The sequence below is a fragment of the Clostridium sp. AF32-12BH genome (genome assembly GCF_003477935.1).
Lineage (GTDB): Bacteria > Bacillota > Clostridia > Lachnospirales > Lachnospiraceae > Brotaphodocola.
In genome coordinates this window covers 49254-74203 of sequence record NZ_QUEH01000009.1, presented here as the reverse complement: position 1 = coordinate 74203, position 24950 = coordinate 49254, and the positions used below count along the sequence as shown (strand labels likewise).

At 49.3% G+C, this 24950-nt stretch carries 18 protein-coding genes and 1 tRNA gene; 17 read left to right on the top strand and 2 right to left on the bottom strand.

Features of this window, described 5'->3' with window-relative positions; genetic code table 11:
* The first annotated feature begins 56 nt into the window (after positions 1-56).
* Entirely contained in the window at positions 57-1490 is a 1434-nt protein-coding gene (locus DWZ40_RS10570; RefSeq protein WP_118543013.1) for an RsmB/NOP family class I SAM-dependent RNA methyltransferase, read from the top strand.
* Positions 1491-1525: 35 nt separating this feature from the next.
* Here DWZ40_RS10570 and DWZ40_RS10565 read toward each other — a convergent pair whose 3' ends face one another.
* Positions 1526-2962, bottom strand: coding sequence for a DUF1576 domain-containing protein (locus tag DWZ40_RS10565; RefSeq protein WP_118543012.1), 1437 nt, complete (start codon positions 2960-2962; stop codon positions 1526-1528).
* Positions 2963-3095: 133 nt separating this feature from the next.
* Positions 3096-4019 carry an RluA family pseudouridine synthase gene (locus DWZ40_RS10560; RefSeq protein ID WP_118543011.1) on the bottom strand — a complete coding sequence of 308 codons (924 nt, stop codon included), beginning with the start codon at positions 4017-4019 and terminating at the stop codon, positions 3096-3098.
* 336 nt (positions 4020-4355) lie between these two features.
* Between DWZ40_RS10560 and DWZ40_RS10555 the strand changes: the two genes are divergently transcribed.
* From DWZ40_RS10555 to DWZ40_RS10480, 16 genes are all read left to right on the top strand, one after another.
* Positions 4356-5675: a D-alanyl-D-alanine carboxypeptidase family protein gene (locus DWZ40_RS10555; protein ID WP_118543010.1), complete on the top strand. Its 1320-nt coding sequence runs from the start codon at positions 4356-4358 to the stop codon at positions 5673-5675.
* A 155-nt stretch (positions 5676-5830) separates the two neighbouring features.
* Complete coding sequence (locus DWZ40_RS10550; RefSeq protein ID WP_118543009.1) at positions 5831-7279, top strand: carboxyl transferase domain-containing protein; 1449 nt, start codon at positions 5831-5833, stop codon at positions 7277-7279.
* A gap of 17 nt (positions 7280-7296) precedes the next feature.
* The gene (locus tag DWZ40_RS10545; protein ID WP_118543008.1) at positions 7297-8073 is read left to right on the top strand and encodes an OadG family protein; all 777 of its coding nucleotides are present in this window, start codon (positions 7297-7299) and stop codon (positions 8071-8073) included.
* A 21-nt stretch (positions 8074-8094) separates the two neighbouring features.
* Positions 8095-8460 (top strand): biotin/lipoyl-containing protein, encoded by a 366-nt coding sequence (locus tag DWZ40_RS10540; RefSeq protein WP_118543007.1) that lies wholly within the window; start codon positions 8095-8097, stop codon positions 8458-8460.
* A 39-nt stretch (positions 8461-8499) separates the two neighbouring features.
* Entirely contained in the window at positions 8500-9648 is a 1149-nt protein-coding gene (locus DWZ40_RS10535) for a sodium ion-translocating decarboxylase subunit beta (RefSeq protein ID WP_118543006.1), read from the top strand.
* A 67-nt stretch (positions 9649-9715) separates the two neighbouring features.
* The gene (locus tag DWZ40_RS10530) at positions 9716-11128 is read left to right on the top strand and encodes an oxaloacetate decarboxylase subunit alpha (RefSeq protein ID WP_118543005.1); all 1413 of its coding nucleotides are present in this window, start codon (positions 9716-9718) and stop codon (positions 11126-11128) included.
* A gap of 254 nt (positions 11129-11382) precedes the next feature.
* Positions 11383-13674 (top strand): SH3 domain-containing protein, encoded by a 2292-nt coding sequence (locus DWZ40_RS10525; protein ID WP_118543004.1) that lies wholly within the window; start codon positions 11383-11385, stop codon positions 13672-13674.
* A 150-nt stretch (positions 13675-13824) separates the two neighbouring features.
* The gene (locus tag DWZ40_RS10520) at positions 13825-15420 is read left to right on the top strand and encodes a cadherin-like beta sandwich domain-containing protein (protein ID WP_118543003.1); all 1596 of its coding nucleotides are present in this window, start codon (positions 13825-13827) and stop codon (positions 15418-15420) included.
* Between the two features lie 111 nt (positions 15421-15531).
* Entirely contained in the window at positions 15532-15915 is a 384-nt protein-coding gene (locus tag DWZ40_RS10515; protein WP_118543002.1) for a GntR family transcriptional regulator, read from the top strand.
* A 36-nt stretch (positions 15916-15951) separates the two neighbouring features.
* A complete protein-coding gene (locus tag DWZ40_RS10510) occupies positions 15952-16581 on the top strand; it encodes a UvrB/UvrC motif-containing protein (protein WP_118543001.1) in 630 nt (209 codons plus the stop codon).
* Positions 16578-17615 carry an ATP--guanido phosphotransferase gene (locus DWZ40_RS10505; protein ID WP_118543000.1) on the top strand — a complete coding sequence of 346 codons (1038 nt, stop codon included), beginning with the start codon at positions 16578-16580 and terminating at the stop codon, positions 17613-17615. Before DWZ40_RS10510 ends, DWZ40_RS10505 begins: the two co-directional genes overlap by 4 nt.
* Positions 17616-17723: 108 nt before the next feature.
* Complete coding sequence (locus DWZ40_RS10500) at positions 17724-20192, top strand: ATP-dependent Clp protease ATP-binding subunit (RefSeq protein WP_118542999.1); 2469 nt, start codon at positions 17724-17726, stop codon at positions 20190-20192.
* A 147-nt stretch (positions 20193-20339) separates the two neighbouring features.
* On the top strand, positions 20340-20753 hold the full coding sequence (locus DWZ40_RS10495; protein WP_118542998.1) for an endosialidase: 414 nt from the start codon (positions 20340-20342) through the stop codon (positions 20751-20753).
* Positions 20754-20781: 28 nt separating this feature from the next.
* Positions 20782-22149: a DNA repair protein RadA gene (radA, locus tag DWZ40_RS10490; RefSeq protein ID WP_118542997.1), complete on the top strand. Its 1368-nt coding sequence runs from the start codon at positions 20782-20784 to the stop codon at positions 22147-22149.
* 205 nt (positions 22150-22354) lie between these two features.
* A tRNA-Trp gene (locus DWZ40_RS10485) sits at positions 22355-22425 on the top strand.
* Positions 22426-22517: 92 nt separating this feature from the next.
* Positions 22518-24878, top strand: coding sequence for an ATP-dependent DNA helicase (locus tag DWZ40_RS10480; RefSeq protein ID WP_118542996.1), 2361 nt, complete (start codon positions 22518-22520; stop codon positions 24876-24878).
* The last annotated feature ends 72 nt before the right edge of the window (positions 24879-24950 follow it).

Sequence of the window (24950 nt, the reverse complement as noted above, 5' to 3'; positions counted from 1 at the left end):
TTGGTTCAAAGCCTCACTCATTTGTTTTATAGATTTACAGGAAAAGGAGAGACACGATGGAACAGCAGGAAACCTGGAAACTTCCGGAAGCCTTTGTGACAAGAATGAGAATTATGCTGGGAGAGGAATGTGATGCCTTTCTTGCAAGCTATGAGAAAGAACGGGCTCTTGGCCTCCGGGTCAACACCATGAAGGTTCCGGCAGCAGAATTTGCCGGAAAAAACCAGGCCGAGTTTTCCCTGCGCCCGGTTTCCTGGTGCCCGGAAGGCTTCTATTATGCTCGGGAAAGCCGTCCGGGACGCCATCCTTACCATGAGGCAGGTGTTTATTATATCCAGGAACCTAGCGCCATGGCGGTAGTGTCCCTGCTGGATCCGAAACCTGAAGATAAAGTTCTGGATTTGTGTGCGGCTCCGGGCGGAAAGACCACTCATATTGCGTCCCACCTGAAGGGAAAAGGGTTTCTGGTCAGCAACGAGATCCACCCGGCCCGGGCAAAAATCCTCTCCCAGAACGTGGAGCGCATGGGCATTGGCAATGTCATTGTGACCAATGAGGATTCCGGTACTCTGGCAAACTTTTTCCCGGAGTTCTTTGACTGCATGGTGGTGGACGCGCCATGCTCCGGCGAAGGTATGTTCCGGAAAGATGAGCAGGCCAGAAATGAGTGGAGCGAGGCCAATGTAAAGCTGTGTGCAGAGCGTCAGCAGGAAATTCTGGACAATGCGGCGGAGATGTTAAAACCGGGCGGCAGAATGGTCTATTCCACCTGCACCTTTGCGCCAGAGGAAGATGAGGACGGCATCGCTGTTTTCCTGGAGCGCCATCCGGAATTTTCCGTGGTATGTGTGGGCGCTGATGAAATGCCGGTGGGGTTATCCTGTGGGCATCCAGAGTGGAGTCACAACAAAAATCAGGAGCTTCAGGACACCTTTCGCATCTGGCCCCATAAGTCAGAGGGAGAAGGGCATTATCTGGCACTTCTTCGCAAGGCGGGAACGTGGGCCGTGGAAGATGGAAGAAAGCGGAAACAGCCGAAATACTGGAATGAAAAGGCAGGACGTTCCTATGTGGAAGAATTTCTGAAAAAGTCACTGACTGCGACCGGCCATGATGTACTGGAGACCGGTATGGACCGACTGATTCTTTTTGGAGACCAGTTATACCAGCTGCCGGAGGGAACACCGGCGTTAGACCGGCTGCGGGTTCTGCGTCCGGGACTGCACCTTGGTGCCTTCAAGACCAAACGGTTTGAGCCGTCCCACGCACTTTCCCATTACCTGAAGCCGGAGCAGGCTGTATCGGTCTTAAGGCTTGAGCGGGATGACACACAGGTACTGGCTTATTTGAAAGGAAATACAGTAAACGGCCCGGCTGATCTGTCCGGCTGGACCTTAGTCTGCATGGAGGATTATCCTCTGGGCTGGGGAAAGGCAGTTTCCGGAACTGTGAAGAATCATTATCCAAAAGGGCTCCGCATACAGGGTTAAACCTGTGTGCGAAGCCCTTTCGTGCCGTTATAATTTTAATCGTGGGTCTTAAAGGTCTCAACGATTGCGATCATATCTTCTTTGTGCAGCTTTTTGTTGTTCATAAAGTCTCTTGTCTTCGGAATGTAATGTTCCAGGATCGGCAGAAGGATCAGGGCGGTAATGCCACTGGTGAAACCTCCGTTGTAAAGCACCAGTCCGCCGTGAAGGGCACTGGTTGCCGTGCACATAGACGCGCACATAAAACCGGCCGCGATGCCTGCGCGTCTGCCATACCGTCCGGAAATCGGGCAGAGGCCGGTGGCGAATGCCACACCGTTTATGTATCCCTGGGTGGTGATGGTCCAGCTGATCTCCCGGCCATTGATGTAACAGATGGTCAGAGTGAACAGGTAAAGCAGCTGGTATCCGGCAAGAATTGGCCAGATGTTTTTCGGATGCTGTCCCATGCAGGTAAAAGTCAGGGCAGCAAGGATCACACCGATGGTGGCACCGGTAAAGCCGGCTCCCTCTGTGTAGACCATGATAATGTCTAAATAGAACAAAAAGAACATACCGACGGTACCGATGTTGATGAGGCAGACCGGCATGCTGTATTTGGTGGCAAAGTCAGTCTGGTATCCGGTGTCCCGGGTCAGCTCTTCGTAGCCGGAAAAGCTCTTTCCGTTTAAGAGGAAGCCGGCCAGGATGCAGATGCCAAAAACAATCAGAAAAAAGCAGTTGGCATAGAGCTGGAAGGAATGACCGAAATGCTCATATACCGGATTGAAACGTGTCAGCTTGGCAGATGCGTCTACTCCCATGGTGTTGTAGAAAAAGTTAAACAGGAAGAAGCCGAAAAGGCCAAAGGCCAGGCCGCCGTTGTACAGGTTGTAGCCTTTGTGCCATGCATGGGCACCGGGCAGGATGGCCGGTACGATGAAGCCAAGCATAATTGAAAATGCGATGGTTAAAAATACGCCGCTTACGGTAAGGGTTGGATGTTCGAAAACAAAATTGTCCTGGGTGTAGCGGAATAGCAGTTCTCCGATAAATGGCCCGAATGAAGTGGTAAACATGCAGACATGGAGGTTGCTCTTAAAGTCGAGCTTTTTTAACTGCAGATAAAGAAATGGGGCCAGAAAACAAGGCCACATGGTTAAAAAGTTCAGGCCGTAAAAGCAGTGGGCTACAACAAGAAAGTAGCCAGCCAGCGTGCTGGGGCGGGAGTCGCCTTTCAATCCCACCATAAAAATCCAGCAGGCCAGACCGCAGGCTCCGGCGTTTAACATGGCGCTGGGCAGTCCACCGATTTCCAGATAATCGGTAACCAGAGGGCTGGGCGAGGTCATGATAAGATACCAGCCATGAAGAATATTGCCAGTTTCGTGTGTGTATACAGCTGCAATCAGCGAAGAAATCAGAAACGCAACAGAAAAACCAAGAGCAACCCCATTGATGAGGGTGCTGTTGGTTATTTTTTTAGTCTCCATACTTAAATCCCCTGTATCAGTATTTAATTTTTGCTTTTATTGTAATGATTTTGAGTAGTAGTGTTCTAATTCTCAATTATAGAGCAGGAAACTGTCTATTTCAACATGATTTCTTAATAGAATTTGTATGGAATTAAATGCAAAATGGTGCTGTGTGCGGCAGGGAAGGAAGAAACTGTTTCATGTCCGCCGGGAGTGGAGCTGTAAAGTGCAGGGGGATACCGGTGATCGGGTGTGGAAAGGACAGTTTCCAGGAATGAAGGCTCTGGCGGTTTAAGTACCGGTAGTCCGGATTGTAAAGAAAATCTCCGTACAGTGGATGACCGATGTATTTCATATGGACACGGATCTGGTGTGTGCGTCCGGTTTCAAGACGGATTTCAAGAAGGGAAGAATCCGTTTCATGGGAGTAGGAGATGAGCCGGTAATGTGTTATGGCAGATTCCCCATGCAGCGGATCCGCCATACGTTCGATGGTCGATCCGGGAACTCGGGCAATCGGAACAGTAATAGTACCCTCCGGTGCGCCGGAAAGATCGCCGGTTACGGCAGCGAGATAGGTACGGTGGATTTTATGCTGTTTTACCATATCGGACAGAATGCAGCCGCTCAGGGCATGTCTGGCGATAATGAGCAGGCCGGTAGTATCGCGGTCGAGACGGTTGATGGCGCGGAAAACAAATGGCTCCTGCCTGTTTTCAAAATACCATGCCAGTCCGTTGGCGAGGGAATTGTCAAAATGTCCCTGGGAAGGGTGGATAGGGACATTAGCTGCTTTGTTAATAACCATAAGATCGTCATCCTCGTAAAGGATGGAAAGGGGCATTGGCACTGGAATAATGTGTTCAGAGGATACGTCTTCGGAAAATGTGACAGAAAGAATATCCCCGGCCATAAGTTTTCTGGTGGTGTAGACTTTTTCCCCGCAAAGCAGGAGCCCATCACTGGTCAGTTTGATACGGTTGATGAGACTTTTGGAATAACCGTGTTCTTTTAAAAGAGATTCTACAGTCTGGCCGTCTGTGTGAGCCGTGTAGGTGTAATGCAGTGTCTTCATGAAGGGGCCTCCTTTTTGTTCTGGCGGGATGAGGCGTGCAGGTGTTTCTGGCGGCTTACTGCATGTTCGGTGGGTGCGTCTTCTCTCAGAAAGCTGGCACGCTGTACGCTGTCAACTCCGAATCGTCCGCGTATGGCATCTACCGCTTTTTTCCATGGCCCGCATTTTCTTTGCGTGTTCGTCTTCAAACAGGCTCATCTGTTCAAAGGCATCTTCCTGGATCTGTGTAGTGCGCAGACCTGGTGAGTAGTTATCTGGCTTCTATCATAGCAGAATATCCGAAAATTTACCAGAATAGGATAGAGAGACAGTGTGATAACAAGCGGGGTGTATGGATTGAAGAGAAAAGAAAAGAGAAACCGGATCATCGGTCTGATGACCGGAATCAGCATTGGCTTTGCGGTGTGGGGGAGTGAGCACCCGCAGCCGGATCCATGGAGGGCAGCTGGAAATGTACAGGTGGTGCAAAGCGGAATGCCTGCGGCACAGGAAACAGGGCAAGCAGTGCAGAACGGTGCCGGGGAGAATATACATGCGTTTTCCCTGCATGCCCAGAGTGCAGTGCTGATGGATGCGGACAGCGGCCGCATTTTATATGGAAAGGACGAGCATCAGATCCGGCCTATGGCCAGCACCACCAAGATCATGACCTGCATTCTTGCGCTAGAACTTGGGAATCCGGAGGATTTCTGCGAGGTTTCAAAACGGGCGGCCGGACAGCCGAAAGTCAGGCTGGGAGCACCGGCCGGAAGTATGCTGAAGCTTCAGGATCTTTTGTATTCCCTGATGCTGGAGTCTCACAATGATTCTGCGGTGGTGATTGCGGAGCACATCAGCGGAAACGTGGAAGCATTTGCGGAAGAGATGAACCGCAAGGCCCGGGAAATCGGCTGCAGGAATACCGTGTTTCTGACACCAAACGGGCTGGATGAAGAGAAAAAGGCAGCGGACGGAGAAGTGATCCGGCACAGCACGACGGCGGAAGAACTGGCAAAGATCATGCGGTACTGTACCGAATTATCGCCAAAGCATGATGAATTCTTAACGATAACGCGCTGCAAAACCCATGTTTTTTCGGATCGGGCAAAACGGAACTCCTATCATTGTATAAACCATAACGCACTGCTGGATATGACGGCAGAGGCTGTGAGCGGAAAGACTGGTTTTACAGGCGGAGCCGGATACTGTTATGTGACAGAGCTGTCGGACGGGGAGCGAAAATTTATTATCTCGCTTCTGGGCTGCGGCTGGCCTCCGCATAAAACCTGGAAGTGGGAGGATGTAAGACGGCTGTATCGCTATGGAAAGGAGCAGTATTTCTACCGGGAATTTGCGTTTGAGGAAAAGCAGATCCGAGTCCCTTTGGAAAATGGTGCCGGAAAAGACTGGATTTATGCGGTTTCTGACAGCCCCAGGCAGAAGAAAACGTTTCGGCTTCTGGTAGCGGAGAATGAACAGCCTGAAGCAGAATATGTCTTAAAACAGGCACTGGAAGCTCCGGTGAAGGCAGGGGATGGAATTGGAAATGTGTATTACAGCCTGAATGGAATCCGAATTGGACAGAGCAGCTACCGGGCAAAGGACGGAGCAGACGCCTGGAATTTGTATTACTGCCTGAGCCAGGTTATAAAATTCTGGTCCATGCATGCTTTGTAAAAAAAAATTCAAAAATACTTGAATTTTATTCGATGACATTATATTATTATAATCGGCAGAAATTGGATTTACTAAACGATAGTTTGTCTTTCTCTTAACAATACAAAAGAGGAGGAAAAGCGATCGTCAAATATTTCAAAATGGAGGATTGCAAAATGAGTAATCAAACATCAGCAAGTAACAGAATCAACGCATTACTTGATGAGAACAGTTTTGTTGAAGTTGGCGCTTACATTACAGCAAGAAGCACTGATTTTAACATGGCTGCTAAGGAGACTCCGGCAGATGGCGTAATCACCGGTTACGGTACCATCGAAGGAAACCTTGTGTATGTGTACAGCCAGGACGCTTCCGTACTGGGCGGTTCCTTAGGCGAGATGCACGCAAAGAAAATTTCCAACATCTATTCCATGGCAGTAAAGATGGGCGCACCGGTCATCGGACTGGTTGACTGTGCAGGTCTTCGCCTGCAGGAAGCAACCGACGCTTTAAACGGCTTTGGCGAGATGTATTTAAGCCAGACCCTGGCATCCGGCGTAGTTCCGCAGATCTCCGCTATCTTTGGTACCTGCGGCGGCGGTATGGCAGTTGCATCTGCTATGTCTGACTTTATTTTTATGGAAGAGAAGAACGCAAAATTATTTGTAAATTCTCCGAACGCAATCGATGGAAACCGTGTTGAGAAGTGCGACACTTCCAGCGCAGCATTCCAGAGCGAGGAAACCGGCCTTGTGGACTTTACCGGAAGCGAGGAGGATATCTTATCCCAGATCCGTGCCCTGGTAACCATTCTTCCGGCAAACAACGAGGACGACATGTCCTACAGCGAGTGCACCGACGATTTAAACCGTGTATGCTCCGATCTTGAGAACTGTGCAGGCGCTACCGACCTGGCACTGGCACAGATCTCTGACGATAACTTCTTCTTAGAGGTTAAGAAAAACTATGATAAGTCTATGGTAACCGGCTTCATCCGTCTGAACGGAACCACCGTAGGCTGCGTTGCAAACCGCACTGCTGTTTACGCAGCAGACGGCGTGAAGGAAGACGAGTTTGACGCAGTTCTTTCCGCTAATGGCGCTGAGAAAGCTGCAAAGTTTGTTTCCTTCTGTGACGCATTCAACATCCCGCTCTTAACCCTGGTGAACGTAAAGGGCTACAAGGCATGCAAGTGCACCGAGCGCCGCATCGCAAAGAGCGCAGGCCGCTTAACCTATGCTTTCGCAAATGCAAGCGTTCCGAAGGTAACCGTTGTTGTCGGCGAGGCATATGGTACTGCTTACCTGACCATGAACTCCAAGTCCATCGGTGCAGATGTGGTTTATGCATGGCCGAACGCTTCCATCGGCATGATGGACGCTTCTGCAGCAGCAAAGATCATGTATGCAGACGAGATCGCAAAAGCAGAGGATTCCGTTGCACTCATCAATGAGAAGGCGGCTGAATACCGCGAGATGCAGTCCAGCGCACTGGCAGCGGCAAAGAGAGGATATGTAGACGATATCATCGAGGCATGTGACACCAGAAAACGTGTGATCGCAGCATTCGAGATGCTGTTTACCAAAAGAGAGGATCGTCCGGACAGAAAACATGGAACGGTTTAGAATGAGGTGACAAATATATGAAACAGTATATGAAACGAGTTTTGTTAGTGTTAAGCATGGTAGTCAGCCTCTTTGCTCTGTCCGCATGCTCCAACAAGAATGCTGCTGAGGCAGAAACTATGGATCCGCAGACAGCTTCCTACATTTCTCAGATCTCGGAAAACCTGCTCCAGACCATTGCCGAGATGGACGAGGCCACAGCAGAGGAGTCTGAGACCGGCCTGATCAAACAGGGTGAGGATGGCCTTGCGAGCGGCCTGACTTCCTGGATCGGTGTTATGAAAGACACCGGCGCATTCGTAAGCATCCTTTCCTCTGACACCGAGCTTGGTGAGGATGACCAGTATGTATGTGTGGTTCAGGCACAGTTTGAGAACCGCAATGTAGAGTTCAAAGCATTCTACACCATGGATCCGCAGAGCCAGAACTTAAACCCGGTCAGCCTGACCTTCAGCCCGGAATACACCGTAGGCGAGAACATGGCAAAAGCAGGCATGAATACTTTACTTGGTATGGGTACTGTATTCCTGGTACTGATCTTCATCAGCATCCTGATCAGCTGCTTCAAGTTCATCAGCGTTTTTGAAAACAAGGTGAAAGCAAAGAACACAGCTCCGGCACCGGCAGCAGCTCCTGTGGCAGCACCGGCAGCAGAAGAGGAAGAGCTTGTGGATGATCTGGAACTGGTGGCTGTCATCACTGCGGCTATCGCAGCATCAACCAACTCATCAACCGACTCCCTGGTAGTACGCTCCATCAAACGTGCACCGGGCGCAAAATGGAAAAGAGCATAAGCGAATAGGAGGATTCTTATCATGAAAAATTACACAATTACTGTGAATGGCAATGTATACAATGTAACTGTTGAAGAAGGAACCACTGCAGGCGTAGTTCAGGCACCGGTTGCAGCAGCACCGAAGGCAGCTTCTGCAGCACCGAAGGCAGCAGCTCCGGCTGGCGCTCAGGGTTCTGTAGTTGTAACCGCTCCGATGCCGGGTAAGATTCTGGCAGTAAAGGCTAACGCCGGACAGGCTGTAAAGAAAGGCGACGTGATCATGGTTCTCGAGGCTATGAAGATGGAGAACGATATCGTAGCTCCTCAGGATGGAACCGTTGCAAGCATTAATGCAGCAGCAGGCGACGCAGTAGAAGCTGGCGCAACTCTTGCTACATTAAACTAATAGCTTGCCAAAAAGCAAGTTCCACATGGAGGGATTAAAATGGATTATATTGGATCTACTTTGGCCAATCTTCTTCAGCAGACCGCATTCTTCAATCTGACCTTTGGAAACTTTATCATGATCCTGGTGGCATTCGTGTTCCTGTATCTGGCAATCAGAAAAGGATTCGAGCCGCTCTTACTGGTTCCGATTGCGTTTGGTATGCTGTTAGTTAATATCTACCCGGATATTATGGCTAACCCGGAAGATATGTCCAATGGCGTAGGCGGACTTCTTCACTACTTCTTCATTCTGGATGAGTGGAGTATCCTTCCGTCTCTGATTTTCATGGGTGTCGGCGCAATGACCGATTTCGGCCCGCTGATCGCAAACCCGAAGAGCTTCCTGCTTGGCGCAGCAGCTCAGTTTGGTATCTACAGTGCATATTTCCTTGCAATTTTCATGGGCTTCAATGATAAGGCAGCAGCAGCTATCTCCATCATTGGTGGAGCAGACGGCCCGACTTCCATCTTCCTTGCAGGTAAGCTTGGACAGTCTGAGTTCATGGGACCGATCGCAGTAGCAGCTTACTCCTACATGGCGCTGGTTCCGATCATCCAGCCGCCGATCATGAAGGCTCTGACCACAGAAGAAGAGCGTAAGATCAAGATGGATCAGCTTCGTCCGGTTTCCAAGCTGGAGAAGATCCTGTTCCCGGTTATCGTAACCGTAGTAGTCTGCCTGATTCTGCCGACTACCGCACCGCTTGTTGGTATGTTAATGCTTGGTAACCTGTTCCGTGAGTCTGGCGTTGTAAAACAGCTGTCCGAGACCGCAAGCAATGCCCTGATGTACATCGTAGTTATCCTGCTTGGTACTTCCGTAGGCGCATCCACCAGTGCAGAGGCTTTCTTAAAGGTAACCACCTTAAAGATCGTTGCCCTGGGTCTGGTAGCATTTGCAGTAGGTACCGCAGCCGGCGTTATCTTCGGTAAGATCATGTGCAAGCTTACAGGCGGTAAGGTAAACCCGTTAATCGGTTCCGCAGGTGTATCTGCAGTGCCGATGGCAGCCCGTGTATCCCAGAAGGTTGGTTCTGAGGCAGACCCGACGAACTTCCTGCTGATGCATGCAATGGGCCCGAACGTAGCAGGTGTTATCGGTACTGCAGTTGCAGCCGGTACATTCATGGCAATTTTCGGCGTTTAAAATTCAATCATTTCTTGCTGCAGCAATATAAAGTTGCCGCAACATATAAATTTGGAGGTAAAGAATCATGGCTGAGATTCAGAAAAAACCGGTTAAGATCGTTGAGACTGTCCTGCGTGACGCTCATCAGTCCCTGATCGCAACCAGAATGAGCACCGAGCAGATGCTTCCGATCATCGATAAAATGGATAAGATTGGCTATTATGCAGTAGAGTGCTGGGGCGGCGCTACCTTCGATGCTTCCCTTCGTTTCCTGAAAGAGGATCCGTGGGAGAGACTGAGAAAGTTAAGAGCCGGATTTAAAAACACAAAATTACAGATGCTGTTCCGTGGCCAGAACATTCTGGGTTACAACCACTATGCAGATGACGTAGTAGAGTACTTTGTGCAGAAATCCGTTGCAAACGGTATCGATATCATCCGTATTTTCGACTGCTTAAACGACCTGCGCAACCTGCAGACCGCTGTAAAGGCAGCAAACAAAGAGAAGGCACACGCTCAGATCGCACTGTGCTACACCCTGGGTGATGCTTACACCCTGGATTACTGGAAAGACATCGCAAAGAGAATCGAAGATATGGGTGCAGATTCCATCTGTATCAAGGATATGGCTGGTCTGTTAACCCCGTATGCAGCACAGGAGCTGGTTGGCGCATTAAAAGAGTCTACCGAGCTGCCGATCGACCTGCATACCCACTACACCTCCGGTGTAGCTTCCATGACTTACTTAAAGGCTGTAGAGGCAGGCTGCGACATCATCGATACCGCAATGTCTCCGCTGGCACTTGGTACCAGCCAGCCGGCAACCGAGGTTATGGTAGAGACCTTCAAGGGAACTCCGTACGATACCGGCTTATCCCAGGACAAGCTTGCTGAGATCACCGATTACTTCGCACCGATTCGGGAAGAGGCTCTGAAAACCGGTCTGTTAAACCCGAAGGTACTGGGCGTTAATATCAAGACCCTTCGTTATCAGGTTCCGGGCGGTATGCTGTCCAACCTGGTTAGTCAGTTAAAAGAGGCTGGTAAGGAAGATAAATACCAGGAGGTTCTGGAGGAGATCCCGCGCGTTCGTAAGGACTTCGGTGAGCCGCCGCTTGTTACCCCGTCTTCCCAGATCGTTGGTACCCAGGCTGTTATGAACGTTATCTCCGGCGAGCGCTACAAACTGGTTCCGAAGGAGTCCAAGAAGATCATGCTTGGCGAGTTCGGTCAGACTGTAAAACCGTTCAATCCGGAAGTACAGAAGAAGATCATCGGTGACGAGACCCCAATCACCTGCAGACCTGCAGACCTGATTGCTCCGCAGCTGCCGCAGTTTGAGAAAGAGTGTGCTCAGTGGAAGCAGCAGGATGAGGATGTCCTTTCCTACGCTCTGTTCCCGAAGGTAGCAGAAGAGTTCTTCAAATACAGAGAGGCTCAGCAGACCAAGGTTGACGCTACCGTAGCAGATACCGAGAGCAAAGCATACCCGGTTTAATATAATATTTATTTACTGGACATGGATACATGAACAGTAATGATTGATTTCAGACAGGCCCGGAAACTGCGAAAACGGTTTTTGGGTCTGTCTTTGTCTTTAATTCTTACAATTTTTTGCGATTCTTTGAAGTTTCTGTGCTTTCCGTTGACTAGGGCGGATTTTGTCATTATAATGTAATGTAGCGTAAATTTGCCGGTTATGATTTGTGATTTTTGAAAACAGGCAAAAAGCGATACTAAGGAGATTATCAAATGAAAAAACAAACCTTGAAAAAAGGTCTGGCTGCGGTATTGGGCCTTGCGCTTTGCGTGCAGATGCCTTCTGTGAACCAGCTGCTGCAGTTTTCCTCATATGCACAGGAACGTTCTGCTACGATCAATGCTTCCAGCTTAAATGTCCGCAGCGGAGCGGGAACTTCCTATTCTTCTATTGGAAAATTAGGAAAAGGTTCTGCGGTCACGGTAGTGGGGGAGCAGGCGGCTTCTGACGGAAAAACCTGGTACCAGATCCGCTTTACAAACGGAGGTACCACACAGATCGGATATGTTTTGAGCACTTATGTGAAATTTCCGGTGTCATACAGCCACGATTCCGGCTTTGAATCACAGCTTTCGGCACAGGGGTTTCCGGAGTCTTATAAAACTGGATTGCGGCAGATTCATGCCCAGTATCCAAACTGGACGTTTACTGCAGTAAAAACCGGACTTGACTGGAACACCGTCATTCAGAATGAAGGAGTTCTCGGACGAAATCTGGTACATACCAACAGCATTTCTTCCTATAAATCACTGGCGGATGGAGCCTATAACTGGGATTCCGGAACCTGGACCGGCTTTGACGGAAGCACCTGGGTAGCTGCTTCTACGGAGATTATCAGTTATTACATGGATCCCCGGAACTTTTTGGATGAAGTGAATGTATTCCAGTTTCTGGATCAAAGCTATAATTCGTCCCTTCACACAAAAGACGGCCTTCAGTCTATGCTGACCGGAACTTTTATGGAAGGAAATATCCGCACTGGAGCGTCGGCGTCAGGAAGTAGTTCTTCCGGAAATAACACGTCGGGAAGCAGTTCTTCTTCGGGTTCTTCCAATGTGATTACGGTTGGGCCGGGAGTGTCCGGCGGAAAAACTTCCGGAACAACCTCATCTTCTCCGGGTACAGGAAGTTCTGGCGCCAGTGCAGCTGCTGGAACTGGAAATTCCGGAATCACTTCTGCGTCACCGGGAAGCAGCAGTTCTGGAAATAGCAGTCAGTCATCCGGAACGAGCAGTGCTCCGCAGGTCCGTCTGGAAGGTCCGAGCGCATCCATCACGAAAAATAAGGCAGAACTTGTGGCATCCAGTGTTGTAATTGGCGTGGCACCGGGAAGCGCAGCTTCTGGTAATGCAGGAAGTTCTTCTGCTGCAAATGTTTCGGGATCTGCACAGCCATCCCAAACAGCAGGAAGTCCGCAGACATCTGGGACATCCCAGGCAGCACAGACACCTTCCTCTTCGGGAAGCCAGGCTTCCTCTGGCGTCAGCTATACAGATGCGATCATGAGCGCGGCGCAGAGTTCCGGTGTCAGCCCTTATGTGATCGCGGCCATGATCATTCAGGAGCAGGGCAGAAATGGAACCGGAAATTCTATTTCCGGAAATTACGCCGGATACACCGGTTATTACAATTACTTCAATGTAGGTGCTTATGCTTCGGATGGTATGGGCGCCGTGCAGAGAGGTTTATGGTATGCATCCCAGAGCGGAACTTACGGCAGACCGTGGACGACACCGGAAAGCTCGATTGCCGGTGGTGCCCAGTTCTATGGGACGAACTACGTGAAAGCCGGACAGGATACGCTTTATCTGAAAAAGTATAATGTTCAGGGATCCAACATCTACAAACACCAGTATATGACCAATGTAGATGGCGCAGCTTCCGAAGGATCTATTTTTGCAGAAGGTTTTACAGCCAAACAGAAGAGTACGGCTTTGAACTTTAAAATTCCGGTCTACAACAATATGCCGGATACTCCGTGTCCGCAGCCTACCTTAAGCGGCAGCCCGAATAACAAGCTGAATGGTCTGGGTGTGGAAGGCTTCACTTTAACTCCGACCTTTAACCGTGATACGTACTCCTACGATCTGATCGTGGATCATTCCGTATCCAATGTTACGGTAAGTGCGTCGGCAATCGATTCCAAGGCATCGGTACGCGGCAATGGTAATGTTTCCCTTTCCAGTGGTATCAATGAGATATCTGTTGTGGTAAGGGCAGAAAATGGTGCAGAACGCACCTACACGATCCATGTTGTCCGTCAGGCCGGTGGTCCGACCTACAACAGCGGACTAGGAAGCGGCATTTCCAGCGGTTCCTCCAGTGTAACGGTTGGAGGACCTGGAAGCAGTTCAGCAGGCACTTCCGGTGGAAGTACTTCTTCCGGTGTGATCACTGCAGGACCAAGCGGAACCTCGAGCGGTCAGGCAGCCGGTGCTTCCCCGAATTCCGGTTCTTCTTCCGGTACAGGAGTTGTAACATTTTCAAGTCCGGGAGGCAATTAGTGTCACTGTACACGGGTAGGATTTTTCAGGTGACCGGAAGGGCTGTTTGCCGTAAAGCGGGAACCGTAACATATGAAAACATGGGAATGAGCGACCAGGATGGTTTGGGACGCTCATTCCTGAAATGAAAACAGGAGATAGCAGACAATTATGAATAAAAATTGGAAACAGATCTGGATCCGGTTTGCCATGGTACTTATGCTTGCTGTAGCGATACCATTCCAGAGTTTTGCGGGAAATGCGAGAATTGCGTTTTCCGATCCTACCGCCGAGGTGGGAAGTGAATTTACTGTAAATGTAAAATTTACCTGTACAACAGGGGAAAAGATTGGCAAGACGGTTGTAATGCTTTCTTATGATTCCAGTGCGATGGAATTTGTGGGCGGTGAGCCGGATGTAAGCGGTGGAAACGGTGCCATTCGTGTGCTTGGAAGTGTCAGTGGGACCAGTGAATCTGCCTCAACATTACATTTTAAGGCATTGAAAGCAGGAAGCAGTAAGATCCAGGTAACGGATTACGAGGGATACGATGCGGATGAACAGCTTTTGGATATTACCCAGCTCGGAAGTTCTTCCGTAACCATCAATGCCGGAAGCACGGCAGCATCCGCTTCCACCGATGCTTCCCTGTCTTCTTTGCAGATTTCCCCGGGAACCTTAAGTCCGGCATTCAGTGCAGATGTGGACAGCTACAGTGCATCTGTAAGTCTGGATACGGAAAAACTTACTGTAAGTGCAGTTCCGGCAAGTGATAAGGCAACGGTAGCATTAAGCGGAACAGAACTTCAGGATGGCGAAAATACCGTAACCTGCACGGTTACCGCAGAAGACGGTTCCACGACCCGTACCTATACGATCTTAGTAAACCGTATAGAGGGCGGAGAGAGCCTTGCAGAGGGCGGACAGACAGAAGAAACAACAGCGGCAGAAAACCTGGAGGTCCTTGCAGAACTTGAAGCATCCAGAACCCCGCTCAAGATCGGCATCGCAGCACTTCCGGCCGATGTAGCGGTTCCGTATGGCATGAAGGAGACTTCGATCACGATCGGCGAGACGAAAGTACAGGGATGGGTTCCGGATACACAGGGAAGCCAGCCGGAGTATTGCATTTTCTACGGTGTAAGTGAGAATGGAACTGTCAGCTTCTACCGCTATGACCTGACTGACAAGACCATTCAGCGCTACTTCGAGCAGAGTTCTGAGGGCAATGCACAGAGTCTGGAACTGCAGGATGTAACAACCCGTTATAATGCGCTGGTAGACGATTACAACATGGCAAGAATGGCTCTGATCGCAGTTGCCGTAGTGGCTGTGATTCTTCTGATTCTGCTTCTGGTCAGCCGGAGAGGAAAAGGAAACAGATCCATGCAGAAGAACGGATATGATTCTTCTGATTATGATGATCAGGAAGAAGAGCCGGAAAAGAAGAGTCGAAAATCTGGTAAAGAAATCCACAAAGGCGGACACAAACCAAGCAAAGAAGAGCGTTACATGATGGGCGAAGAGGATGAATACGAGGAAGATTACGGTCCGGAAGACGACGAACTGGAAATTTCCGATGCAGAAGAGTATCTCCCGGATCCCCAAAAAGACGCAGACGTACAGCTGGATCAGGTAAAGAAACAGCTTGCAGCAAGTGTAGCTGAGACAGACGAATCGGCTCAGAGTGAAAAACAGGAACCGGCAAAGGATCAGGCTGCAGAAGATGACGACTTTGAAGTGTTTGACCTGGATGATGAACTTTAAAAATCCTGAGATTTCGGATGCAAAAAAAGCGGTGTATTGACTTCGCCGCTTTTTTTGCTATAATACTGTTATATAATTTCTATAACAGAGAATGCGAAAGATGGTGAATACATGATCATTAAGATTGATTTTGAAAGTGACGAGGCAATTTACATCCAGCTCAGGAATCAGATTATTATGGGCATTGCCACAGACCGGATTCATGAGGGGGATTCCCTGCCGTCCGTCCGCCAGCTTGCGGATAATATTGGAATTAATATGCATACAGTAAATAAAGCCTACACGGTATTAAAACAGGAGGGCTTTATCAAGCTGGACCGTCGGCGGGGAGCGGTGATCGCGCTGGATATCGATAAGATCCGGTCGATTGAACGTCTGCGGGAGGAACTTTCTGTGCTCCTGGCACGGAGTGTCTGTAAAAATATTTCCAGGGAAGAAGTTCATGATCTGGTAGATGAAATCTATGACTGCTATACACAGGGCAGTGAAACGTAAGGAATCTGTTTATGAAACAAATATGGAGGAAGTGCCATGTTATGTGAGCGTTGTAAAATAAGAGAAGCAAATATTCAGTATACAGAAATTGCAAACGGAGTGCGCACGGAGCATAACTATTGCGCCCAGTGCGCAAAGGAAATGGACTTTGGACCGTATTCCGCTATTTTTGAGGGGGAGTTTCCATTAGGAAAACTGTTGTCCGGACTTTTGGGCGTTCCCGGCGGAGCGGATGAGGAAGAGAAAACCAGTCAGATTGTCTGTCCGACGTGCGGCACCAGTTACGATGATTTTGTGAAAAACAGCCGCTTTGGCTGCGCGGATTGTTACAGTGTTTTTGATCTTCTGATCAACGATAAAATAAAACAACTGCAGGGAAATGTCCGCCATACCGGAAAACATCCCAAATTCCAGAAGATCAAGGCAGATCCATTTCATCTGACTTCATCCGACCAGTCTGAAGAGGGTAAGGAACGGGTGGAAGAAAAAACAGGGCTCTTTGCTGGTGAAACGGAAATGAAAGCAGAAACAGGTGCGGAATCTGCAGCAGAAATGCAGCTCCGGCAGCTGGAATCCAAACTACGTGAAGCAGTGCGAAGGGAAGAGTATGAAGAAGCAGCGAAATACCGCGATCAGATCCGGGCATTGAAGGAGGCGCAGGCATGATGAAATGGTTTGAGAAAGTAAACCTTGCGAGACCAGCCGTGATCTGCAGCCGCGTGCGTCTGGTCCGGAACCTGGAAGATTACGCGTTCCCATCCAGATTGACGGAAAAACAGGCAGATGAAATGATCGGACGGCTTGAGGACGGCTTAAAGGATCTGGGAAGTGCCGATGGACGTCATTATGAACAGGCAAGACTTCAGGAGTTAAGTGATCTGGACCGCAGGGCACTTCGGGAAAGACGTGTGTTTAATGCAACGATCGCTTCCGGAAAAGCACCGGCAGGCGTTATGGTATCGGACGATGAGAAAGTGGGAATTGTACTGAATGGTACCGACCATGTCCGTATCCAGCTGTTTGCATCGGGACTTCATCTGGATGAACTCTGGAAACAGGCAGATCAGATCGATGATTATTTAAATGAGCGTTTTCCCTACGCGTACGACGAAAAGTATGGCTATCTGACGTCATTTCCAACCAGTGTCGGAACCGGTCTTCGCGCGTCGGTGGTGCTGCACCTGCCGCTATTGTCCCAGAGCAAGCGGTTTAATGGCATGGTGACAGAGATGACCCGGTTCGGTGCATCGGTAAAAGGAATGTATGGGGAAGGCGAAGAAAACTGTGGAGCGCTTTTTGAAGTCAGCAACCAGAAAACGCTTGGCATGACAGAAAAAGAAATTCTGGATATGGTCGCGAAGGTGGCACTGCAGCTGACAACGCAGGAGGAGCAGATGCGAAAACTTGCGCTGGATAAAAACCGCACATCCCGGGAGGACGATGCCTGCCGTGCCTATGGTATTTTAAAGTATGCCAGAAAGCTGACCATGAAAGAAGCCATGATTCTTCTGTCACGCCTTATGGCAGGATGCGCAGACGGGGTAATCCGCATGGAAGAACCCTGTGCCGTGTATCGTCTGATGTTAGGAATCCAGCCGGCAAACCTTCAGAAACTTTCTACCAGGCCACTGGGAAGAGAAGAACTGGAAATGGCAAGAGCGTCTTACCTGAGGTCGGAACTGCCAAAACTGCTTCCATAAAAACAGTTACAGGATATGGGTTTCTATACTGCAAGAAATTCTGTTGCTGCCTGCGCAATACGTAAACAGTAACAAAGCGATAGATCTAGATACAAGGAGGACCTGAATTTGATAGACAGAAATCGTTTTACGGAACAGGCCTGGAATGCCATTGCGCTGTCTACCCAGGCAGCGAATGAGCTTGGGCATAATTATGTGGGAACAGAGCATCTTCTCGTCGGCCTTCTCATGGAGGGGGAAGGCGTCGCTGCAAGAGTCCTGGAGGCAAATGATGTCAAAGCCGAGAAGGTGAAGGAACTGATCAGTCAGCTGATCTTTCCCAATCAGAATGTTGGGACCATCGGAGAGACAGTATATACTCCGGGTGCAGTGCGGGTGCTGAATCAGAGCTACCGGGAAGCCGTCCGTTTTAAAGCACCGCTTATCGGAACCGAACATCTGCTGATCGCGATGATCCGGGAAAGTGACTGCGCTGCAGTCCGTCTGCTCAATACCATGGATGTAAGCCTGCAGAAGCTTTATGTGGATCTGTGCAGTGCCATGGGCGAAGACGGGGCGGACGCGAAGGAAGAACTTCAGTCATCCAGAAGCGGAAAAGACAGCAGTTCTTCTACACCGGTTTTAAACAGTTTTAGCCGCGATTTGACGAAGCTTGCCAGAGAAGGAAAGCTGGATCCAGTGATCGGACGGGAACAGGAAATCCAGCGCGTGGTTCAGATTTTAAGCAGAAGAACCAAGAACAATCCATGTCTGATCGGTGAACCTGGTGTCGGTAAGACTGCTGTAGTAGAAGGGCTGGCGCAGATGATCGCTGGCGGCAGTGTTCCGGAAACCATTGCGGATAAGCGTGTTATGACGTTAGATCTTTCTGGAATGGTGGCTGGTTCCAAGTACCGCGGAGAGTTTGAGGAACGCATTAAAAAGGTCATTTCCGAGGTGACAGAAGATGGCAATGTGCTGTTGTTCCTGGATGAGATCCATACGATCATTGGTGCAGGCGGAGCAGAGGGAGCGATCGATGCTTCCAATATTTTAAAACCGTCCCTTGCGCGCGGAGAGATCCAGCTGATCGGTGCAACGACCAGAGAAGAATATCGCAAATACATCGAGAAGGATGCAGCACTGGAGCGCCGCTTCCAGCCGGTTGTGGTAGAGGAACCGACGGAAGAACAGTCCATTGAGATCTTAAAGGGACTGCGCCCGAAATATGAGGAGCATCACAGAGTTACCATTACCGATGAAGCCCTGACTGCAGCCGTGCGTCTTTCCGCGCGCTATATCAGTGACCGCTTCCTTCCGGATAAAGCCATTGATTTAATCGATGAAGCAGCTTCCAAAATCCGTCTGACTACCTATGTGGAGCCGGCTGAGATCAAAACCCTGACAGAGGATATTGAAAAACTGGAAACGCAGAAGGAGCAGGCAATTAAGGCAGAGGCTTACGAAAAGGCCGGCGATATCAAAAAACGTCAGCAGAAAAAACGGGAAAAAATCGAAAAGATCCGGGAAAAATGGCAGAAGGAAAAAACATCCAAAAAGCTGATCGTCGGGGAAGGTGAGATTGCGGATGTGGTTTCCGGATGGACGAAGATCCCGGTGCGCAAGCTGGCAGAAGAGGAATCGGAACGGCTCAGAAAGCTGGAATCCATTCTGCATGAGCGGGTGGTTGGTCAGAAAGAAGCCGTGACGGCAGTTGCGAAAGCAATCCGCCGCGGAAGAGTCGGTTTAAAAGATCCGAAGCGTCCGATCGGTTCCTTCTTATTCCTGGGACCGACCGGTGTCGGAAAAACAGAGCTTTGCAAGGCTTTGGCAGAAGCGATGTTCGGTACGGAGAACGCATTGATCCGGGTTGATATGTCGGAGTATATGGAGAAACACAGTGTCTCCAAGATGATCGGGTCCCCGCCAGGATATGTCGGATATGAGGAAGGCGGTCAGCTCAGCGAAAAAGTGCGGAGGAATCCGTACTCCGTTATTCTGTTCGATGAGATTGAAAAAGCACATCCGGATGTATTCAATATTCTGCTTCAGGTGCTGGATGATGGTCACATTACCGATGCCCAGGGCAGGAAGATCGATTTTAAGAATACGGTACTCATCATGACTTCCAATGCAGGTGCGGAGAACATCATTGCTCCGAAGCGGCTTGGTTTTGCATCCAATGACGATGCGAAGGAACGCTACCGTTTCATGAAAGAGCGTGTCATGGAAGAAGTCAAGCGAATGTTCAAACCGGAATTTTTGAACCGGATTGACGAGATCATCGTATTCCACCAGCTGTCCCAGGATCATATGAAAGAGATCGTGGATATTATGCTGAAAGGCATCTGCAGACGGACCCTGACCCAGATGAACTTAAAGCTGACTGTCGATGACGCTGCAAAAGCGTATCTGGTAGAAAAAGGTTACGATGAGAAATATGGTGCACGTCCGCTGCGCCGTGCGATCCAGAATCTTTTAGAGGATGGTCTTGCAGAAGCAGTTCTGGACGGACAGGTAAAAGCAGGCGACGAGGTGACGATCACCAAAGGGGAAGAGGGTCTGAAATTTTTATCGGCAGAACTGATAAAAAACTAGATTAATTTCCATGGTTGTTGTATAATTCTATGAGAAGTGGCACTGCCGGGCAGTGCCACAAGTTACTGCTCACGCGCTGCGTGTCCGGTAACTGCCGCATTTTTACAGCAGCAAAATGCAAAATGAAAATACCAGGAGGGCAAACACATGCCAGTAATCGAATCTTTAATCCGCTCTGAGGCAGATGGAACCATCAGCTTCGGTAATTACAAATTAGACACCAAGAGCAAACTTGACAATTTTGAACATGCGGGAGATTTATATAAGATCAAAACCTTTTATGAGATCACAAAATTAGAGCGCAACGGTTCTTTTGTTTATGAGTCTGTGCCGGGAACTGCAGTGGAGCATTTCTCCGCAAAACACGATGGTGTGGAATTTACCGTATCTGGCGATAAGGACGCACAGATCACCGTACAGCTGGAAGATGACACCGAGTATGAGGTTTACGTGGACGGTGTTGCTGTTGGCGGCATGAAGACGAACATGAGCGGCAAGCTTGTTGTAAGCGTAGAGCTGAATGAGGGTGTTGCCTGCCAGGTGAAGGTTGTAAAGCGTTAAGACCTGAATCAGGAAGGAAACTACATATATGGCAAAAGCAAAGACAACCGTATTTTTCTGTAAAGAATGCGGTTTCGAGTCCAGCAAATGGCTTGGTCAGTGTCCGGCATGCAAGGAATGGAATACCCTGGTGGAAGAACCGGTGGCAAAGAAAACACCTGCCGGTCGTGTAAGCGCGGTTTCACAACGTGCGATGACAAAGCCTGTCAAACTGGATGAAGTGTCCATAGAAGAACAGGACCGGATCTCTACCGGATATCCGGAACTGGACCGTGTACTGGGGAGCGGCATTGTTGCCGGCTCCCTGGTTTTAGTTGGAGGCGATCCGGGTATCGGAAAGTCGACCCTGCTTCTTCAGATGTGCCGGAACCTGGCACGGGACGGTCACAGGGTATTGTATATCTCCGGTGAGGAATCCTTAAAACAGATCAAGATGCGTGCCAGCCGCATTGGCACGATCAGCGGAGAACTGTTATTTTTATGCGAAACAAACCTGGATACCATCGAGGAGGCAATCCGGGAGACCAAACCGGAAGTTGTGATCATCGACTCCATCCAGACCATGTTCCGGGAAGATGTGGCATCAGCTCCGGGCAGTGTGAGTCAGGTGCGCGAATCCACGAATGTCCTGATGCAGATCGCAAAAGGCATGGGAATTTCTGTGTTTATTGTTGGCCATGTGACAAAAGAAGGTGTGGTAGCAGGTCCCCGTGTGCTGGAGCATATGGTGGATACGGTGCTGTATTTTGAGGGAGAGCGCAATGCCTCTTACCGGATTTTGCGCGGCGTCAAAAACCGTTTCGGTTCGACCAACGAGATCGGGGTTTTTGAAATGCAGGAGAATGGTCTGGAAGAGGTTGAGAATCCTTCGGAATATCTGCTGAGCGGAAGACCAGAGGAAGCCTCCGGTGCGGTAGTTGCCTGTTCGATCGAAGGAACCAGGCCGATCCTTCTGGAGGTTCAGGCACTGGTTACCCAGACGAACTTTGGTATGCCGAGACGGACTGCAGCAGGAACAGACTTTAACCGTGTCAATCTGCTTATGGCAGTTCTGGAAAAGCGCTGCCGCTATGAGATGTCCCGTTACGATGCTTATGTGAACATCGCGGGCGGTATGCGGATGAACGAACCGGCCCTGGATTTAGCGATTATCCTGGCGCTGGTATCAAGCATGAAAGACAAGCCGGTCAATCCAAAGTGCATTATATTTGGAGAGGTAGGACTGGCAGGAGAGGTGCGTGCGGTATCCCAGGCGGAGCAGCGTGTTCATGAAGCAATCAAATTAGGTTTTGAATCCTGCATCCTGCCGCAGGTATCCCTGGATAAAATGAAAAAGACCGACAAGATCACCCTGTACGGAGTCAGCAACGTGCGGGAGGCAATCCGTCTGATCTGATTCGTTTATCATGCCTATGCTGGAAGGCAGAACGCCAGGAATGCATGTTTCTGACGTTCTGTTTTTCGCATAAAATCAGGGTTTCGTATCAAAAATATATTTTTTTCAAAAAAATTAAAAAATTTGTTGACAGATACAGGAATCCGTGCTATTATAAATGAGCGTTGAGGGAAACGAAAAACAAAAAGCTCAACGAAAACAACATAGGGGATTAGTTCAATGGTAGAGCACCGGTCTCCAAAACCGTCGATGGGGGTTCGAGCCCCTCATCCCCTGCTTGATTTAAGCGATAAGGTCGATTGATCTTATCGCTTTTTTCGTTTCATAGAGAATTGAGCATATACAAAACGCGATAGGAGGAGTTCAGCATGAGTGCTGACCAGAAAACAATCCGCATTTCCGTCCGCAACCTTGTAGAATTTGTCATGCGCAGCGGCGATATCGACAATCGCCGGACTTCGGCAGCAGAAAAGGATGCCATGCAGGCCGGGAGCCGCATGCACCGGAAAATCCAGAAGCGGCAGGGTGCCGATTACCACGCAGAAGTAGCGATGAAACACATCGTGGAGCAGGAAGATTACCGGATTTTGGTGGAAGGCCGCGCAGACGGTGTGATCGAAGCAGTTTCCGGTGTGACCATCGACGAAATCAAATGCATCTATCTGGATCTTCATCTGCTGGAGAAACCGGCAATGGTCCATCTGGCGCAGGCCTTCTGCTACGCGTACATGTATTGCTGTGACCATGAACATCTGGGTACGATCACGGTTCAGATCACTTATTGCAATCTGGAAACAGAGGAAATCCGCCGCTTCCGGCAGGACAAGAGCAGGGAAGAACTTACCGAATGGTTTGAGGGACTGATCCATGAGTATGTGAAATGGGCGGAATATTTATACCGGCACACCATGCGGAGAAATGAATCCCTGCGGGATCTGGCATTCCCATATGCATACCGGACCGGCCAGAAAGAACTGGCTGTGTCTGTGTACCGTGCCCTGATCCGAAAACGCAATCTGTTCATTCAGGCACCGACCGGAATCGGAAAAACACTGTCTGTAGTATATCCGGCATTGAAATCCATGGGAAATGAAAATGGAGAAAAGCTGTTTTACCTGACAGCCAAAACCATTACACGCAGTGTGGCAGAAACTTGTTTTTCCCTGCTCCGGGAACAGGGAATGTGCTTTACAACGGTCACGATCACGGCGAAAGAGAAATTTTGTCCATTGGAAAAGCCAGAATGCAATCCGGATGCATGTCCTTACGCAAAGGGACATTTTGACCGGGTGAATGATGCGGTCTATGATATCATTCATGAACAGCATGGAATTACCAGGGATATCATTCTGGAATATGCAAAAAACTACCAGGTCTGCCCGTTTGAGTTCTGCCTGGATATCAGCAGCTGGGCGGACGGGATTATCTGTGATTATAATTATGTGTTCGATCCCAATGCAAAGCTAAAGCGATATTTTGCGGATGGAAACCAGGGGGATTATCTGTTTTTGATCGATGAGGCCCATAATCTGGTAAACCGGGCCAGGGAGATGTTTAGTGCCTGTCTGGTAAAGGAAGATATTTTGCAGGTAAAGCGGATTATAAAGGCGAAGGCGCCCCGCCTGGAACGTGCGCTGGAACGCTGCAACCGCAATCTGCTGGAATGGAAGCGGGAGTCAGCCGGATATCAGATTCTGCCGGATGCGAATCTTCTGGTATCGAATTTATTAACGGTAATGGGAGAATTTGAGCCGTTTCTTGACGAACACCGGGAGTTCCCGGAACGTGATATGGTGCTGCAGTTTTATTTCGACCTGCGTCATTTCTTAAATATGTACGATGGACTGGATGATCATTACCGGATCTATACGGAACTGGAGGCAGATGGAAAATTTTGCCTGTATCTGTTTTGCATTGATCCGTCCCGGTGTTTGAATGCGTGTCTTAAGCAGGGAATTGCCGGTATTTTCTTTTCTGCTACCATGATTCCCGTGACATACTATAAGAAACTGCTCAGCGGAAATTCAGAGGATTATGCAATTTATGCCAATTCCCCATTTGACGGCAGAAAACGACAGATCCTGATTGCAAAGGATGTCAGCAGCCGCTATACCAGGAGAAACCGTACGGAATTTGGAAAAGTGGCAGAGTATATCACCAAACTGGCACATAGTCATATCGGAAATTATATGGTGTTCTTTCCTTCCTATAATTATATGGAAGCGGTAGAACAGATCCTGGACGAACAATACGATGGGACGTTTCGATGGCAGATGCAGACAAACCGCATGACCGAAGAAGAACGGGAACAGTTTCTGGAACAATTTGAAGAGCAGAAAAAACAATCATTTGTGGGGCTTTGTGTACTTGGAGGAATCTTTTCAGAGGGAATTGACTTAAAGGCAGAACGTCTGGAAGGAACGATCATTGTAGGCACGGGTCTTCCCATGGTGTGCAGCGAACAGGAAATTCTGATGCAGTATTTTGATGAACAGGGGGAAAATGGATACGATTATGCTTATCAGTATCCGGGAATGAACAAGGTATTGCAGGCAGCAGGCCGGGTTATCCGGACAGCCAAAGACCGGGGCGTGATCCTGCTTTTGGATGACCGGTTTCTGCGAAGAGAGATTCAGGAACTGTTCCCGCGCGAGTGGACCGAGTATGGCATTGTGACCCGGGAAACAGTGGACGGGTGGCTTCAAAATTTCTGGGAGACGGTTTCCTGATCCGCGGAGTGCTGTATGCTTTGTTTTGCAGAATGCAATTTTTACGAAACAGACAATTTTCTGTGGAACAAG

Coding starts and splice junctions, on each gene's coding strand:
- DWZ40_RS10515 (WP_118543002.1), top strand. CDS start 15,532: ATGATCATTAAGATTGATTTTGAAAGTGACGAGGCAATTTACATCCAG.
- DWZ40_RS10480 (WP_118542996.1), top strand. CDS start 22,518: ATGAGTGCTGACCAGAAAACAATCCGCATTTCCGTCCGCAACCTTGTA.
- radA (WP_118542997.1), top strand. CDS start 20,782: ATGGCAAAAGCAAAGACAACCGTATTTTTCTGTAAAGAATGCGGTTTC.
- DWZ40_RS10495 (WP_118542998.1), top strand. CDS start 20,340: ATGCCAGTAATCGAATCTTTAATCCGCTCTGAGGCAGATGGAACCATC.
- DWZ40_RS10540 (WP_118543007.1), top strand. CDS start 8,095: ATGAAAAATTACACAATTACTGTGAATGGCAATGTATACAATGTAACT.
- DWZ40_RS10530 (WP_118543005.1), top strand. CDS start 9,716: ATGGCTGAGATTCAGAAAAAACCGGTTAAGATCGTTGAGACTGTCCTG.
- DWZ40_RS10570 (WP_118543013.1), top strand. CDS start 57: ATGGAACAGCAGGAAACCTGGAAACTTCCGGAAGCCTTTGTGACAAGA.
- DWZ40_RS10535 (WP_118543006.1), top strand. CDS start 8,500: ATGGATTATATTGGATCTACTTTGGCCAATCTTCTTCAGCAGACCGCA.
- DWZ40_RS10525 (WP_118543004.1), top strand. CDS start 11,383: ATGAAAAAACAAACCTTGAAAAAAGGTCTGGCTGCGGTATTGGGCCTT.
- DWZ40_RS10505 (WP_118543000.1), top strand. CDS start 16,578: ATGATGAAATGGTTTGAGAAAGTAAACCTTGCGAGACCAGCCGTGATC.
- DWZ40_RS10510 (WP_118543001.1), top strand. CDS start 15,952: ATGTTATGTGAGCGTTGTAAAATAAGAGAAGCAAATATTCAGTATACA.
- DWZ40_RS10560 (WP_118543011.1), bottom strand. CDS start 4,019: ATGAAGACACTGCATTACACCTACACGGCTCACACAGACGGCCAGACT.
- DWZ40_RS10520 (WP_118543003.1), top strand. CDS start 13,825: ATGAATAAAAATTGGAAACAGATCTGGATCCGGTTTGCCATGGTACTT.
- DWZ40_RS10550 (WP_118543009.1), top strand. CDS start 5,831: ATGAGTAATCAAACATCAGCAAGTAACAGAATCAACGCATTACTTGAT.
- DWZ40_RS10545 (WP_118543008.1), top strand. CDS start 7,297: ATGAAACAGTATATGAAACGAGTTTTGTTAGTGTTAAGCATGGTAGTC.
- DWZ40_RS10565 (WP_118543012.1), bottom strand. CDS start 2,962: ATGGAGACTAAAAAAATAACCAACAGCACCCTCATCAATGGGGTTGCT.